At 56.7% G+C, this 15,713-nt stretch carries 12 protein-coding genes and 1 pseudogene; 10 read left to right on the top strand and 3 right to left on the bottom strand.

Annotated elements, in window-relative coordinates; all coding sequences use genetic code 11:
• The first annotated feature begins 157 nt into the window (after positions 1–157).
• The 8 genes and pseudogenes from DW233_RS08330 (at position 158) to DW233_RS10550 (ending at position 8,437) form a co-directional block, all read left to right on the top strand.
• Complete coding sequence (locus tag DW233_RS08330) at positions 158–478, top strand: YbaB/EbfC family nucleoid-associated protein (protein ID WP_006235174.1); 321 nt, start codon at positions 158–160, stop codon at positions 476–478.
• A gap of 13 nt (positions 479–491) precedes the next feature.
• The gene (gene recR / locus DW233_RS08325; protein WP_089573257.1) at positions 492–1,088 is read left to right on the top strand and encodes a recombination mediator RecR; all 597 of its coding nucleotides are present in this window, start codon (positions 492–494) and stop codon (positions 1,086–1,088) included.
• Between the two features lie 245 nt (positions 1,089–1,333).
• Positions 1,334–2,239, top strand: a complete 906-nt coding sequence (locus DW233_RS08320) for a hypothetical protein (protein WP_117564927.1) — start codon at positions 1,334–1,336, stop codon at positions 2,237–2,239.
• Positions 2,236–4,080, top strand: a complete 1,845-nt coding sequence (locus tag DW233_RS08315; protein WP_117736772.1) for a hypothetical protein — start codon at positions 2,236–2,238, stop codon at positions 4,078–4,080. Before DW233_RS08320 ends, DW233_RS08315 begins: the two co-directional genes overlap by 4 nt.
• Positions 4,081–4,083: 3 nt before the next feature.
• Entirely contained in the window at positions 4,084–5,022 is a 939-nt protein-coding gene (locus tag DW233_RS08310; RefSeq protein ID WP_117584186.1) for an FHA domain-containing protein, read from the top strand.
• Between the two features lie 327 nt (positions 5,023–5,349).
• Positions 5,350–5,616: pseudogene (locus DW233_RS10615) on the top strand (methyltransferase); the annotation flags it as partial.
• A 695-nt stretch (positions 5,617–6,311) separates the two neighbouring features.
• A complete protein-coding gene (locus DW233_RS08300; RefSeq protein WP_055310069.1) occupies positions 6,312–7,943 on the top strand; it encodes an ABC transporter ATP-binding protein in 1,632 nt (543 codons plus the stop codon).
• A gap of 368 nt (positions 7,944–8,311) precedes the next feature.
• A complete protein-coding gene (locus DW233_RS10550; protein ID WP_255413194.1) occupies positions 8,312–8,437 on the top strand; it encodes a hypothetical protein in 126 nt (41 codons plus the stop codon).
• A gap of 390 nt (positions 8,438–8,827) precedes the next feature.
• Here the strand turns inward: DW233_RS10550 and DW233_RS10190 are convergent, their stop codons facing one another.
• The 3 genes from DW233_RS10190 to DW233_RS08295 all read right to left on the bottom strand — a co-directional run bounded on the left by DW233_RS10190 (position 8,828) and on the right by DW233_RS08295 (position 10,769).
• Positions 8,828–9,007 carry a hypothetical protein gene (locus DW233_RS10190; RefSeq protein ID WP_128620790.1) on the bottom strand — a complete coding sequence of 60 codons (180 nt, stop codon included), beginning with the start codon at positions 9,005–9,007 and terminating at the stop codon, positions 8,828–8,830.
• Between the two features lie 30 nt (positions 9,008–9,037).
• Entirely contained in the window at positions 9,038–9,241 is a 204-nt protein-coding gene (locus DW233_RS10185; RefSeq protein WP_147357148.1) for a hypothetical protein, read from the bottom strand.
• A 169-nt stretch (positions 9,242–9,410) separates the two neighbouring features.
• Positions 9,411–10,769, bottom strand: a complete 1,359-nt coding sequence (locus DW233_RS08295) for a radical SAM/SPASM domain-containing protein (RefSeq protein ID WP_082421808.1) — start codon at positions 10,767–10,769, stop codon at positions 9,411–9,413.
• A 443-nt stretch (positions 10,770–11,212) separates the two neighbouring features.
• Here DW233_RS08295 and DW233_RS08290 point away from each other — a divergent pair, with 443 nt between their 5' ends.
• Together DW233_RS08290 and nifJ are read left to right on the top strand one after the other, a co-directional pair.
• Positions 11,213–11,692, top strand: a complete 480-nt coding sequence (locus DW233_RS08290; RefSeq protein WP_187361855.1) for an FHA domain-containing protein — start codon at positions 11,213–11,215, stop codon at positions 11,690–11,692.
• 477 nt (positions 11,693–12,169) lie between these two features.
• Positions 12,170–15,709 carry a pyruvate:ferredoxin (flavodoxin) oxidoreductase gene (gene nifJ, locus DW233_RS08285; RefSeq protein ID WP_117655974.1) on the top strand — a complete coding sequence of 1,180 codons (3,540 nt, stop codon included), beginning with the start codon at positions 12,170–12,172 and terminating at the stop codon, positions 15,707–15,709.
• Positions 15,710–15,713: the final 4 nt, after the last annotated feature.

Raw genomic sequence — 15,713 nt, 5'->3', positions numbered from 1 at the left:
GGGCCGAGGCCGCCTCGATCAATTTGCGAAAGAATCTTGACGGTACCCCGACCCGCTTGCTTGCCCCGCGCCGTGGTACGATTTTTGAGTTTGAAAGTCCCGTCGCGCTCCGGCTGCCCTTGCAGCTTGTCGCGCGGCCGCACGTAAAGGAGCCATCATGGCCGGTATGAACATGCAGCAAATGATGAAGCAGGCTCGCAAGATGCAGGAGCAGCTTGCCGCCGCGCAGGAAAACCTTAAGTCCCAGACCGTCGACGCCTCTGCCGGCGGCGGCATGGTCAAGGTGACCGTTAACGGCGAGATGGAGCTCGTCAACCTCACCATCGACCCCGATGCCCTCGATCCCGAGGACGTCGATATGCTGCAGGACATGATCATGGCTGCCGTCAACGAGGCCGTCCGCGGTGTCAACGAGCTCGCCAACAAGCAGATGGGCGCCATCACCGGCGGCCTCAACATCCCGGGCATGCCGTTCTAAGACACGCATATATATGAGTGCCAACCATAGTCTGCAAAAATTGCTCGATGAGCTGGGCCGTCTGCCGGGCATTGGTCCCAAGTCGGCCCAGCGCATCGCCTATTACCTGCTCGAGGCCGATGCCGAGGAGGCGCGCCGCCTGGCCGAGGCTATCCTGGAGGTTAAGCAGGAGGTTCACTTTTGCAGCCGCTGCTTTAACTACGCCACGGCCGACGAGTGCTCCATCTGCCAGGATTCGATGCGCGATACCACTCGCATTTGCGTGGTGGGCGAGCCGCGCGATGTCCAGGCGATTGAGCGCACGGGCAGCTACCACGGTCTCTACCACGTATTGGGCGGCGTGATCAGTCCCATGGACAAGATTGGTCCCGAGCAGTTGCACATTCGTGAGCTGCTGGCACGCTTGGGCCACGAGGACATCCACGAGGTCATCATCGCCACCAACCCCAATATCGAGGGCGAGACCACGGCGAGCTACCTGGCCCGCACTATCAAGCCGCTGGGCGTTGAGGTATCGCGTCTGGCGAGCGGCCTTCCCGTGGGCGGCGACCTGGAGTATGCCGACGAGCTTACGCTTGGGCGCGCCATCGAGGCCCGTCGCACGATTTAGGTGGCGAGCCTGCTCCTGCCGTATGTCTTCATCGCGACGCACGGGGTAGCCATAATTTCCCCGTGCGACTGTAAGTTTGTTGTGCAACAAAGATGCTTTGTATCCGCTTATCGCATGGATGCTTCCACTCGCATCCTTAATTTGCCCATTCGTTGCGCAACCTTTTGGGTTCGCTGATACACTCAAATATGGATTCGAATGAATGCGCCGCTCCCGAGCGGCGTGTTTTTGTTGGAGGAGAACGCATGCGGCCCGGTGGCACTCAGACAAAGCGCGGCGCCGCGGTGCGCATGCGACGCCGACTGGGCTTGGCGCCGCGGGCGTACGCACTGCTGTCTTGCTCGCTGGTGCTGGTCATAGCTGGCGTTTCTGCCTATGGCATGACCGTGCCGTCCATGATGCAGGCACATGCCGCACGCGAACCGCGCGTGGGGCATGAGGTCAAAAGTGACCTGGGGACCACGACTGGATATGCTTGGGCAAGTGTGGTCGCGCATATTGTGTTTGGCACCGGCGACGCGGACGGCGCCGAGGCCCCGGACAACGAAGTCACGCTTGCCAATGGCAAAACCATCGTGCTCACCAACACCAAGATCATCGATCGGTTGTCCAACAATAGCGTGGCGGCAACGGTGAATAAGGTCGAGCAGCAGAAGGAGCAGGACGCCCAGCAGTCCGGAAAGCCCGGTAGCTCGGATACTTCTGGCTCCGGCTCGGATTCGTCGAGTTCGGGCGGTGGCTCTGGGTCGGGTTCCTCTGCCGGAGGGTCTGGAAACGGCGGCTCGACGGGCGGCAACACTGACAACGATGCAAACTCCGGTGGCCTTTCCGCTGCTGAGGAAGAGAGCATTCACAGCTGGCTTGTGACCAAGTACAACATGCTCGACGGCTATGTTTCTCGTGCCAATGACGTGGTCTCGACCTATAACTCTACGGGAGATCCCAGGCCGTGCGACAGCCTGGTCGGGGAGATGTTTGTCATTCGAGCCGAGTTCGGTCGTCAGACATTCTCGCCCCGGTCAAAGTGGTATCAGCAGTATGCCAATCTGTGGGGCTGTTACACCAACCTATGTCAATGGGTCGGCCATTACGGCGATGATGACGTCGCGCTCGGTAACTTCAACAATAACGTGGCGGCGCTTGCCCTATGATGACCGATCTTGCATCCACCACACCACAATCGCTCGGTCGCGATCCCATGGTCGGCCTGCGCCTGGCGCGTGTCGACGGGTTTGAGCCGGCCATTGCGCTCGGTCAGGACGAACTGCCTGCCTATCTGCGTCGTTTTACGATACTGTTTGCCGACGATGCCACCATGCGCCGTGGCGGTATCGGCCGCGTGACGCGTGCCGTCAACGCCCAAGGCGAGGCCGTGGCACTCAAGCAGCTCATCTTGCCAACGTGCGATGAGTTTGACGATGCCGCCGCCCATGAGGCGCTGGTCGCCAAGTTCAAAGCGGCGTTTCGCGAGGAATACGAATGCCATCGCGCCCTTTCGGGCCTTAAGGGCTTTCCCCGCCTCTATGGCTGGGGCGAGGTCGACGGTGTGCCTGCAATTGTCATGGAATGGGTCGAGGGCGAGACGCTCGCCCGCTTGCGCTCGCGCTTTGCCGTGGACGATGCCGGCCGCCTATCGCCGCTTGTGGCGGCGCGTCTGGGTCGCGACCTGTTCGATCTGCTCTGCCGTATGAGCCTGGTGGGCGAGGGCTTTGTCCATCGCGATATCTCGCCCGCTAATATTATGGTGCGTACGGCGCGTCTACCGCTTGACCGGCAGCTTGCCGAGGGCACCTTTGACCTGTGCCTGATCGACTTTGGCTCGTCGCTGGCGCTTGAGCCTGCGTCGGCCGTGGCCGGTACCGGCGGCAAGGCGTCGTTTACGGAGCGCTATGCCACGCTGCGTCGCGCGACGGTTGCCTATGCCCCGCCCGAGATGCTCACCGACGATATTCCCGACCTGCGCGCTTTGCGTATGTCGCCGGCGATCGACGTCTATGCCGCAGCAAGCACGGTTTACGAGCTCATTGCCGGCGCCGCGCCATACGAAGCCGCGCCGAGCACTTCGGGCACCTCGGGTTCGCGCAAAAAGACGCGCGACATCGCCAGCCCCTACCGTCTCAAGATGGACACGCTGCCCGACTATCCCATTGGTGCCCATGCGCCCGGTTGCGATTTGACTCAGCTGCTTCGTCGTGAGCCCGATGTGGCGCTCGCTGCGGCCGAGCAGGCCCAGCAGCTGGGGCTTGAGCCGGATTCCGAGGAGCTACGCGATGCGCTGGCGTTTGTCGATGCCCAGCTGTTCGACGTGGTGATGGCCTGTCTGTCCAGCCATCAAAAAGATCGTCCCGAGCCGGCGGCGGTCGAGGCGGCGCTCTCGGCGTTTTGTGACCACTATGCGCAAAATGTCGGTCGTTCGCTCCGCGGCGAGCCGCTCACGCCGTGCCCCATGGATGCGTCTGGCCGCGCGGTTCGTCGCGCGCTGATGGTCGGCGCGACGGTCGTCTGTGGCGTGGTTTGGGCTGTGGTCGTGGTTTCGGCCGCGCTGCTGGCGTCGGGCGCTCGCGTGACGGCGACTTTGGGATCGCTCGTGTGGTCTGGGTCGCTACCGGGTATTATTGCCGCACTGGCGTTGGCGCTGCCAGGCATAGCCGGCGTTGCCGCGGGGGCACTTGCGCGCGATCGGCGCTCGGGCTTCCTGCAGGGTGTGCTTGCGCTTTCTGCCTGCGAGGTTCCGGTGCTGGTTGTGGCTGCATGTAGCGTATTTTCCCAACGCGCCGTGATGGGCGGCCTTGTTGCCGCTCTGGTTGCAACCTATACGCTTACGTGGTTTTTGCTTGCGATGGGCTTTGCCTTTGAACTTCCCGTTTCGGCACCGCGACGCACAAAAGCCCAGATGGCGACTCCGCTTGCCGGTGGAGCCGCAGCTGTCCGTACTTTTGGCGGACCTGTCGAAGTATCGTCCGATTCTATTTCTACGACCAAGGAGGCCTAGGTCATGGCATCTCAAGTTGAGCTCACCCCATGCGGGGCCATGTTTGACATCTTTAAGCGCGCAGCGCATCTGAGCCATATCGAGCTGTGCGGCTTGGTGCTTTCGTCCCGTCCGCTCGCCGACGGCCGCAGCCCGCAGAGCCGAGCCGCCGATCGCTCTTGGGTTTCCCGCTTTATCGTTCGCGCGCCGGTCGGCACGCTTCAGCAGCGCTACTTTGCCGAATACGGTACCTCGGCTGCGCGTATTATGTCGCAACTGGCCCTGCGCCAGCGCAATCCCATGGACTCCACGGCTGTAATCAATATGGTGTGCGGTCCTGCAGGTGAACCGATGGTACGCGCGCTCGAAGAGTGCCACCAGGACACGAATCTCTATCGCAACGCGCTCGATCGCCTGTCCCAGGCGGCGGAACTCATGCCCGCCGAGCGCGCCGAGGTCGTGCTGGTGCTGTTTGTCGCCGTCGGTTGTTCGGCGGATGTGCGGTCCTCGGTGAACTATGCCATCGACTACGCGAACGCGACCTGCGGCGGAGGCACATCCACGCCGCGTTCGCTTGGCATGTCGCTGACTGCGGGCGAACGCGAACCCGCCCCGGCGCACCCTTTGGGCTTGCTGCGCGTGCAAAACAGTTTTGTCGTGAGCGCCCCGCGCTGGATTCAGCCGAGTGAGCAGGGTGTTGAGATTGGCGCGCTGGCCACTGGTGAGGGCGATATTACCGACGTCGGCGACGATGTCTCGGCCCGCCATGCCCATATCTGGTGCGATGCTCAAAATATCTGGCACGTCGAGGACTTGTCGTCCACCAACGGAACCGTGGTGGTAAACGGGGCCACGCGCGTTTGCATTCAGGTCGAGCCCGGCCGTTCCGCCCAGCTCAATCCCGGCGACGAGCTCAAGCTCGGCGAATCCACTACCTATGCCATCCTCTTCGGTGCCCTCTAGCCGGCAGTTAAGGACGTTCCTTTTCTGCCGGCACTTGGGGACACTCCTCGGCGCGCCAGAGCCGGTCGCCTGGGGATGGAGAGGCCATTTTGGCCCTTGGCGGTCAGTCGGGGCGAAACTAGAAGATCTTTCCGATTCGCGGCTGTTCATGCTTGTAGAGCATCTAAAACAATAGGATGTTATTCTGGAATATGCCGGGTGCGTGAACTTGCCTGTCTTAGCCTTAATAAGGTATAGGGGAGTTTGGCTCAGGGGTTCCGTGTTGTTCTTCAGCGCAGTATTGTGGGACAGATTTGCTGAGATTGGCGCCTTACACCGCAGAGCGCACGGAAGGCTCTCGATTTGTGTTCTGGCCCCAGAATACAGGGCCTGATACTTACCAACTGTGGCATGGATGTAACATCTGTAGAAATCAACCCTTTTGTTGTCGACCTTTGTAAGAAAAACACTGCCATCAACTCTTTGGATGACGAAACTAGGGTGCTTGAGGGGAGCCTTTACTCCCCTCTGAGAGATGACTCATGTTTTTCGCTTGTCGTTGTGAATCCTCCGTTACTGCCGATTCCGGATGAGATTCCTTATCCCTTCGTTTGAGATGGAGGACAATCGGGTCTGGATAAAACACTTCGTATTCTTAAGGGTGGCGATACGCATTTAGAGAAAAACGGTAAATACTGCTAATAGGGGTGACGACGATGGTGCGGGGGCGACCCGCGATGCTCTCATCAATACGTCGGATACTTGGGAAATCAGGTCTAGATGCATGTATGATGATGCTGTGTGGCTATTCAATTAATCCGCGTTCCGAATGGGTGCAGGGTATAGCTGCGACATCGTATGCTTTTGACCCGGCGCGATACTCAGATATTTCTGAGGCGGTTGACGAAGTTTATACGCACTATGCCGCGCAAGGCGTTTCGGAAGTTTGCACATCTACGTTACGGGCTTAGGTTTCTTCAAGCGAGCAGGCCGGTTGCGTTATTTCGAGCGATTTTTCTAGTCTAGACGACAAAAGGCAAAGGATTTGATGGGTATAAAACGCGGACGTTTGTGGGCGGATGCTCAAATCTATTGTGGCAATCGGGCGGTTGAAAAAGATATTTCAACCGCCCGATTGCCAGGTTCGTCGGAGGAGATGTCCGATTCCGACTCTCTTGTAGGAAGAGCTTGAGATCGTATTGGCCCAAGGCAATCTTAAAGCAGTCTCATTGGCAAATCTTCGCTCCTGTTGTGTTGAGGTGTAAGGTATCAGTGATTGATGTTTTGTGGCGGGTAGATTGGGGCCTTCCTTGATTCGATGCGTTCTCTCGAGGTTCATCAGAGCAAAAGGGGCTTTCGTCTTCATTGCTATCACGGTGATTGGAACCGCTCTCTCCTATGCCATGCCATACGTGAACGGGAAATTCTTAGATTTTCTTCTCGGTAACCGCAGCGAAAGAGACGCCGTACTCTTCGCGCTCCTGGTTGCGTCAATAGGAGTTTTCTCCACCCTCTTTACTTATTTTGCAGGAACACTTTCCATTCGCATAACCACGAGACTTTCCTTTGATCTTCTCAGGGAGGCCGTCTTGCGTTTTGAAAGAGACGATTACTTGGTGAGTCGGACCATCGATCCAGCCTATACAACGCAACGGATTATTTCCGACTCTAGCGTGGTCTCATCCTTCGTTTTGGCGAATTTTATCAGTGCGCCGCTGTCCATTGTAGCCATTCCCATCGTATTGCTTATCATATGGTCAATTGATTCAACTCTCGCGGTGTTTTCCATCATTCTCCTCATCGTGTATTTCTGTGTAATTACTGGGTTGAGGAAACTTTTGTATAGGGTCACGTATGAGAAGAAAGAGGCGGACAGCGCCTTTTACGCCGCAATTGCATCGCAGCTTAATCAGATTCTCAACATTCAACTGACATCTTCGTACGGCAAGAGCGAACAAGCGCTCGACGCTGGGTTTAAGAGCTATTTTCCCAAAGTTTTGCGCTCCGGAAAGCTATCATATTCTCTGACATCGCTCGATGGTCTTTTCGCAGCGTTGTTTCAAGCGGTGATACTTGTTGTTTCCGGAGTACGAATCATTAACGGAACTATGTCAATAGGCGAGTACACTATCATCGGTACATACTTCGCGGTTCTCTTTAAGACTTTGAAAAGTATGATGTCATTGTTCAAATCCTATCAAGATGCCAAAGCATCATGGGATAGGACGGCTATCGCGACGAGAGAAAAGGAGAGATCGGGGTGGAATCGGACCGATTTAGCTAAACTCGATGAAATAAATGACATTTCGGTATCTGATTTGGAATTCTCGGTTGCCCTTCCAGACGGATCTGTCCGAGAGGTCCTCGGCGGGTTTTCTTTCAAGTTTTCCGGTCCTGGTACATATTGCATAGTTGGGGAAAACGGAAGAGGCAAGACGTCACTTCTTTACTTGATGCTCGGGCTATACTCATCGAAAGGCAAAGTAAAATACAACGGCGTGCCAATCGAAGAATGCGACTTGGATTACATACGTGCGAGAGAGATATCGTGCTGCCCACAGTCGTGCTTCGCGCCGGACGAAACGGTGAAAGAGCTGTTAGAGTATTTCGACACGCCCTTTTCTTCCTATCACCGGGGTGTAGATGGCCTACTTTCGCTGGAAAACAGCGTGAAGGAGTTGCTCGGGAAACGTTGCTCCGCGCTTTCGGGCGGTGAGCTGCGCCGAGTGTACTTATGGTCGGCGATTTCACGCAAGTCGTCAGTTTTGGTACTCGACGAGCCCACGACTGGGTTAGACGCTGTAAGCCGCGCCGAGCTTGCGGCCTATGTTAAGCGCAACAAGCAAAGCCAGCTGATCATCATTGTCTCTCACGATGACGAGATGGTCGGCGCGGTAGAAGGGGTAGTGGATTTAGGCAGCATGTACCGGGGTAAATGCTGACAAGTGTAGTGCTACCCAACTGACAGAGATAACAAAAAAGCGATGCAGATGCACGTAGCATTCAGTCGGTTCGGACTCGGTGCCTTCACGCCATCGCAACGCTTTCAGATATAGTTCTCATTCTCTTACTAAAGGAAACTTTAGTCTACGTTGTCTTGTCGAGACAGAGGTGAAGCGAAGTGTTGTCGCGACGTATCTTATTCCAGGTGGCTCAGTATCATCGTGAGAATCACACCAAAGTGTACTTACAATTCTCGTGTCCCACGGACAACATGAGCTGAGCATTGAGGTTCCACCCTTTGCTGCAACTACACGGGGTTGGACGGCAATGAATATGCCGGGCCGCATGCCACGCGCAGCGGGGGTCCATGCCCCAGTATGTTGCCTACAGCAGCCTCGATGTCCACGCACACATCATCTCTGCCTTCGTGTTCAATCCGTTTGCCGGAGAGTGCGAGGGTTACAAGGCCGTAGAATACGAGCCGAACAAATGAAATGCGGTATCGACGCATAGGATTAAACTGACGATTGCTTTGCACCGAAAATACGCCCGGAAAGCCGCTATGGGTGGCGGCCCGGGTTAAATTGAGAGGCCCGTCCGATCACTTTCATGTGACGAACGGTCGGGCTTCTTATTCCACTTGCCAATGCTCGGCTCATATTGGAAGAAAGCTACGCTAATGTTTGCGTGATGCTCCTATTTTTTCCGAAGAAAGAATCGGATAATGAAGAATAACAATAAAAAAGGTGCCAGATATAAAGCAAGTACAAAGGTTAATCCAACGAGACCTTGCAATAATGGCATAACTCCTCCCAGACACGAGATTTTGGTATTTGTCCCCATCTTATTTTGAATTGGACCAAATAGTTCCTAGACACAAAAACTACTCGTCAACTGGATCGCACCAATCTGCTGGCAAAACACAGCTTGATTCTTTATCGACATAGCACCAATCCGCAACAGGGCACTCGGCGATGTCGTAAAAATTGCATATATCAACTCCAAGACAACAAGGCTCAACGGGAGTATGTTCATTTGAACCAACAGGATGGATATGCTTCATAACAGCTCCTCACCTTAATCCAATTAGAGACTACGTTTGATCAATGCCACAGTGATCTACAACGCAGATGCTGCCGCCATCCATGTCATAGTCGCAGTAATCGTATGCACCACAGCCATCTGCTTTATCATAAACAGTACAGATGTCAGTAATGCCCAAGAGGCAGTCAAAAGACATCGGCTTCACGCCTGCCTCGTCGCCACTTCCTAGATTAATCGGATGAATATGCTTCACGACTACCTCCCTTTGAGTGCAGAAAAACCTCAATATTGTGTATAACAAACCAAGATGTCTAGTTCACCATATTTCTAGAATGGTTTCGGCGAACGTAGCAATAAGCTTCGCAGACGGTAATCAGAAGAACGAACACCTCCACAATGGTGACAGCAATGCGCTGAACCGCTTATTCCGATACAGTAGCTTCTCGTTGATTTTTCTCCTGCGAAGATGAGTGGCGGGAAATAAGGTCAAAAGCCATCTCGTAGCACATTTTTCTATATTCACATGATGCAGGGTGTAGACTCTTGGGCAAGTAGCCGTGCTCGTCTGCAGCCTCCCAGCTACAGCCCCCACCACAGAAAGACCGAGCCCAACAGTCCGTACAGTCAATTCTTTTTTCGACACCCTGACTCCAGTTTTCAATATACCTAGTTTCGTCAATTCCGGTGACGATGTTGCCCATTTTGAATCGCATCATCCCGACAAACCTGTGACAGGGGTATACGTCCCCTTCGGGAGTCACGGAAATAAAACGCCTGCCAGCCCCGCATCCGACAAAGGCGATCCTGTTGCTCATAATCAAATCAACTGCAGTTTTCAATGTTCTAAACAAGGGCTTTTCCCCTTGATCAATCTGTTTGAGATATTGATCCGCCAAATCTATTAGGCCCGCCCTGATTTTGTTTAATGAGTGTTCGTCGAGTTTGATATTCTCATCGAATGAGCTCACGGGCGAGAAGTAAATCCTTCTGAAGCCCATCTCTTTAAACTGAAGATAGTCTTCAACAAGGTTACAGTTATTATTTGTTAAGGTCGCTCTTGCGCCGAAGGGGAACGACTCGGAAAAACGACGAACGTTTTTGTCGATATCGGAGAAAGAGCCGCCTCCCGTCTTGTACGGGCGCGATGCATCGTGCTTGCATCCTGTACCATCGAGACTAATCAGAACAGAAAACCCGTGCTCCTTGAAAGAATTCACAGCAGTGTCATTCAAAAGCGTTCCGTTGGTCGTAATAGAATAGGTAAAGTTTCTATTGGGGTATATTCTTTTTGAATAGTCGACCGTTTTCCATATCAGCGGCTCGTTAATCATGGGTTCCCCACCAAAAAAGACGATTGCAAGCGTTTCGTTTTCCGATGAACTTGCGACGAGGTAGTCGACCGCCTTGAAGGCTATCTCGTCTGTCATCAGCAGAGGAGACGTTCCATAATCTCCTTTACCGGCAAAACAGTAACTACAACCAAGGTTGCATGCATGTGAAACGTGGAGTTCGATGGATCTAAGTTTTCGAGGCGTGTCTTTTGTTAAGAAAGTCCGCTCAGACAATCGTTGATACTCATCAATGTCGTCTTCAAGTTCTGCTATGGTCGTTTGGTCGTAGCCTTTCGCAGCAAGTGACTTTGTTAGCAACTTCGAGTTGACCGTTCTTCCCGATGCTTCAAATATGCGAAGCGCATCTTCTGATGCTTGGTCAACCTGAAAGCAATTGCGAGTGACCTCATCGAAGCAGTAACGACGATCACTTACTGAGAAAAAATGCATACGTTCCTCAATTTCATGCTGGACTGGCACTAACCTTGTTTATTGTTACGCAGCTATAAAAAACCACCAGCGGGGATTCGGTGTGCGGCCCAATCGGACTCCCAAAAGGTTCTATTTGAGACTGGCAAGCTTTGTGTTGTTGGCACTTCGACAGCGCTCTTTATTCCAACATGGAGCCTCGCAGTTTGAGTCGACTTGCCTCTGGAAGGTCCGATCTCAACTTGATTTAGGATGAAAACAGATTACAGGCGCGCTCCTCTAGAAAGAAAGGAAACCAATCGCCGCCTTTCACCAGGAAAGTTTTTATAGCCCACCTCGAGCAAAATGAAAGATGCGAGAGCGATTGGGGAACAACGCGAATCTCCCCTTTTGGGTGGGAGCGAGCCTTCAGCCACCGGCGAACGACTCGCCCTGGTCAGAATCTGGAAGTGGTGCCGGGCCGCTTGGGCCTCCCCGGTGACTTCGTGGGGCTTACCTGCCTGACGTCGAGGAGTACATCCGCAAGATTCGTTCCCTATGCCGTTTGCTCTCACGCCCGCCTTGGTTCCAAGTCGGGCGAGCACGAGGTCGCGCCGGCGCATCCGCTGGGACTGCTGCGCGTGCAAAACGGCTACGCGGTGAGCGTCCCGCGCTGGATTCAGCCGAGTGAGGAAGGCGTCGAGATCGGCGCGCTGGCAACGGGGGAGGGCGGCATCACCGATGTGGGCGATGACGTTTCGGCTCGCCATGCCCACGTGTGGTGCGATGACCAAAATGTCTGGTACGTTGAGGACCTGTCGTCCACCAACGGAACCGTGGTGGTAAACGACGCGACGAACGTCTGCACCCAGGTCGAGCCCGGCCGCTCCGCCCAGCTCAACCCCGGTGACGAGCTCAAGCTCGGAGAATCCACAACCTACGCCATCCTCCTCGGCGCCCTCTGACTCATCTCCTAAATAAGTTGCGGTGAAATAGGGGCTGTTTAAGGCTACGGCCGGCAAAAACAGTTCCTATTTCACCGCAGCTGCCATTTGGTCCCTCGGTGACGGAAGGATCAATTTTGCCCTTGATGGTCACCCAAGGTAAACCTTTACCGCCCGCCTATATTTGCCGAAATTACACTTGACGGCGGGGTACAATAAACCCGCATGCGGATTTCCGTTGCGGGCGCTTCCCATCGCCGGGGCGTGCCCGGGAGCATCCGGCATGCGGCCTTTGCGGCGCTCGGTCATGTGCAAGACGGGTAGCTGGGCTTGTGGAGCGCGTGCAGCCCTCCTCGCCTCGGCATGCCTTCTCTCCACGCCATGTACCTGCTGCTGAGCCTGCCTGCCAGATGATTGGAAGCAACAGCGAAAATCCCATCACGCCAACATCCCGGCGATCGCCGGGGCCTGTATACCTATATGAGAGGAGAGGGGTATATGGCGCGTAAGTTTAAGTCTATGGACGGCAACGAGGCGGCCGCATATGTTTCGTATGCGTACACCGAGGTAGCGGGAATCTATCCCATTACGCCGTCCAGCCCGATGGCCGACCATGTCGACCAGTGGGCGGCCCAGGGTCGCAAGAACATCTTCGGCACCCCGGTCAAGGTCGTCGAGATGGAGTCCGAGGCAGGTGCGGCCGGTACCGTTCACGGTTCGCTGGGCGCCGGTGCTCTGACCACCACCTACACGGCTTCTCAGGGTCTGCTCCTGATGATCCCGAACATGTACAAGATCGCGGGCGAGCAACTCCCGGGCGTCTTCCACGTCTCCGCGCGTTGCGTCGCTTCCCACGCCCTGAACATTTTTGGCGATCACTCCGACGTCATGGCCTGTCGTCAGACCGGCTTCGCCATGCTCGCCGAGGGCAACGTCCAGGAGGTCATGGACCTCTCGCCGGTGGCTCACCTTGCCGCCATCGAGGGTAAGACCCCGTTCCTTAACTTCTTCGACGGCTTCCGCACCAGCCACGAGATCCAGAAGGTCGCCATGTGGGACTACAAGGATCTGGCCGAGATGTGCGACATGGACGCCGTCCAGGCTTTCCGCGACCACGCGCTCAACCCTGAGCACCCGCACACCCGCGGCAGCCACGAGAACGGCGATATCTTCTTCCAGAACCGTGAGGCCTGCAACAAGGTCTACGACGAGCTTCCCGCCGTCGTCGAGGGCTACATGAAGAAGATCAACGAGAAGCTCGGCACCGATTACGGTCTGTTCAACTACTACGGCGCTCCCGATGCCGACCGCGTCGTCGTGTGCATGGGCTCCTTCTGCGACGTGCTCGAGGAAGTCATCGACTACCTCAACGCTCACGGCGAGAAGGTCGGCCTGGTCAAGGTTCGTCTGTTCCGTCCGTTCTCCATCAAGCACTTCGTCGACGTTCTCCCCGAGACCGTCCAGAAGATCGCCGTCATGGACCGTACCAAGGAGCCGGGTTCCATCGGCGAGCCGCTCTACCAGGACGTCGTCTCCGCTCTCTACGAGGCCGGCAAGACGGGCATCAAGGTCGTCGGCGGCCGTTATGGCCTGGGCAGCAAGGACACGCCTCCCGCGTCCGCGTTCGCTGTCTTCGAGGAGCTCAAGAAGGACGAGCCCAAGCGCGAGTTCACCATCGGCATTGTCGATGACGTAACCAACCTGAGCCTGCCCGAGGCCGAGGATGCGCCTAACACCGCAGCCCCCGGCACCATCGAGTGCAAGTTCTGGGGTCTGGGTGGCGACGGTACCGTCGGCGCCAACAAGAACTCGATCAAGATCATCGGCGACCACACCGACAAGTACGTCCAGGCCTACTTCCAGTACGACTCCAAGAAGACCGGCGGTGTCACCGTCTCGCACCTGCGCTTTGGTGATTCCCCGATCCGTTCGCCGTACTACGTGACCAAGGCCGACTTTGTCGCCTGCCATAACCCCAGCTACATCGTTAAGGGCTTCAAGATGGTCCGCGACGTCAAGCCGGGCGGCACCTTCCTGGTCAACTGCCAGTGGAGCGACGAGGAGTTCGCCGAGCACATGCCCGCCGTGGCCAAGCGCTACATCGCGAACAACAACGTCAACGTCTACCTGATCGACGCTATCGACCTGGCCGCTAAGGTCGGCATGGGCAAGCGCACCAACACGGTGCTCCAGTCCGCCTTCTTCGCGCTGGCCAAGGTCCTGCCCGCCGAGGACGCCCTGCAGTACATGAAGGACGCGGCTACCAAGTCCTACATGAAGAAGGGCCAGGCTATCGTCGACGCCAACCACAAGGCCATCGATGCCGGCGCTACCGCCTTCCGTAAGTTCGAGGTTCCGGCCGACTGGGCTACCGCCGAGGATGCCGCTCCCGTCGAGCTTTCCGAGGAGACCAAGTCCGCTATCGCCCAGCAGGTCAAGAACCTGCTCGAGCCCATCGATCGCATGGATGGCGACAGCCTGCCCGTTTCCGCCTTCGTCGATTGCGCCGACGGCCAGTTTGAGCTGGGCGCCTCCGCATACGAGAAGCGCGGCGTCGCCGTGGTCGTTCCCCACTGGGACGAGACCAAGTGCATCCAGTGCAACCAGTGCGCCTACGTGTGCCCGCATGCCACCATCCGTCCGTTCGCGATGACCGAGGACGAGGCTGCCGCCGCGCCCGAGGCTACCCGCACGCTCGACGCCATGGGCCCCAAGGCCAAGGGTATGAAGTTCACCATGGCTGTGTCCCCGCTCGACTGCATGGGTTGCACCAACTGCGTCAAGGTCTGCCCCAAGGGCGCCCTCGAGATGGTTCCCACCGAGCAGGAGATGGACCAGCAGCCCGTTTGGGACTACATGGTCGAGAACGTCTCCGAGAAGAAGGAGCTCATCGCGGCCAACGTCAAGGGCAGCCAGTTTAAGCAGCCCTACCTGGAGTTCTCTGGCTCCTGCGCCGGCTGTGCCGAGACCGCCTATGCACGTCTGGTGACCCAGGTCGCCGGCGACCGCATGTTCATCTCCAACGCCACCGGCTGCTCCTCCATTTGGGGCAACCCCGCTGCCACCGCTCCTTACTGCAAGGACAAGGACGGTCACGGCCCGGCGTGGAACAACTCCCTGTTCGAGGACAACGCCGAGCATGGTCTGGGCATGGCCGTTGGCTATGAGGCCGTTCAGCACAAGCTGATCGCCGCTACCCAGGACATCATCGCTGCCGATGGTCCGTCCGATGAGCTCAAGGCCGCCGGTCAGGCTTGGATCGACTCCGTCAACGACGCCGAGGCCTCCAAGACCGCTGCCGCTGCCTACGTTGCCGAGCTCGAGAAGTGTGGCTGCGACGCTTCCAAGGCAATCCTCGCCGACAAGGCTTACCTCACCAAGAAGTCCTTCTGGATCTTCGGCGGCGACGGCTGGGCCTACGACATCGGCTTCGGTGGCCTGGACCACGTCCTGGCTTCCGGTCACAACGTCAACGTCTTCGTCTTCGACACCGAGGTCTACTCCAACACCGGCGGTCAGGCCTCCAAGGCCTCGAACTTGGGCCAGGTCGCTCAGTTCGCCGCTGCCGGTAAGGTGACCAAGAAGAAGTCTCTGGCCGAGATTGCCATGAGCTACGGCTACGTCTACGTGGCACAGGTTGCCATGGGCGCCAACCCGGCTCAGACCCTCAAGGCTATCCACGAGGCCGAGGCCTACGACGGCCCGTCCCTCATCATCGGCTACAGCCCCTGCGAGATGCACTCCATCAAGAAGGGCGGCATGCAGAACTGCCAGGCCGAGATGAAGAAGGCTGTCGAGTGCGGTTACTGGAACCTCTTCCGCTTCAACCCCGAGGCTGCTGCCGGCAAGAAGTTCTCGCTCGATTCCAAGGAGCCCGCGGGCGGTTATCAGGAGTTCCTGATGAACGAGGCCCGTTACGCTTCGCTGACGCGTTCCTTCCCCGAGCGCGCCGAGGAGCTCTTCAAGGAGAATGAGCAGGCCGCTATGGACCGCTATCAGCACCTGCTGAAGCTCAAGACGGTGTACAACGAGGCCTAGGTCT

Source organism: Collinsella sp. AM20-15AC, assembly GCF_003471405.1.
GTDB lineage: Bacteria > Actinomycetota > Coriobacteriia > Coriobacteriales > Coriobacteriaceae > Collinsella.
This window is presented reverse-complemented; position numbering and strand designations above follow the sequence as displayed.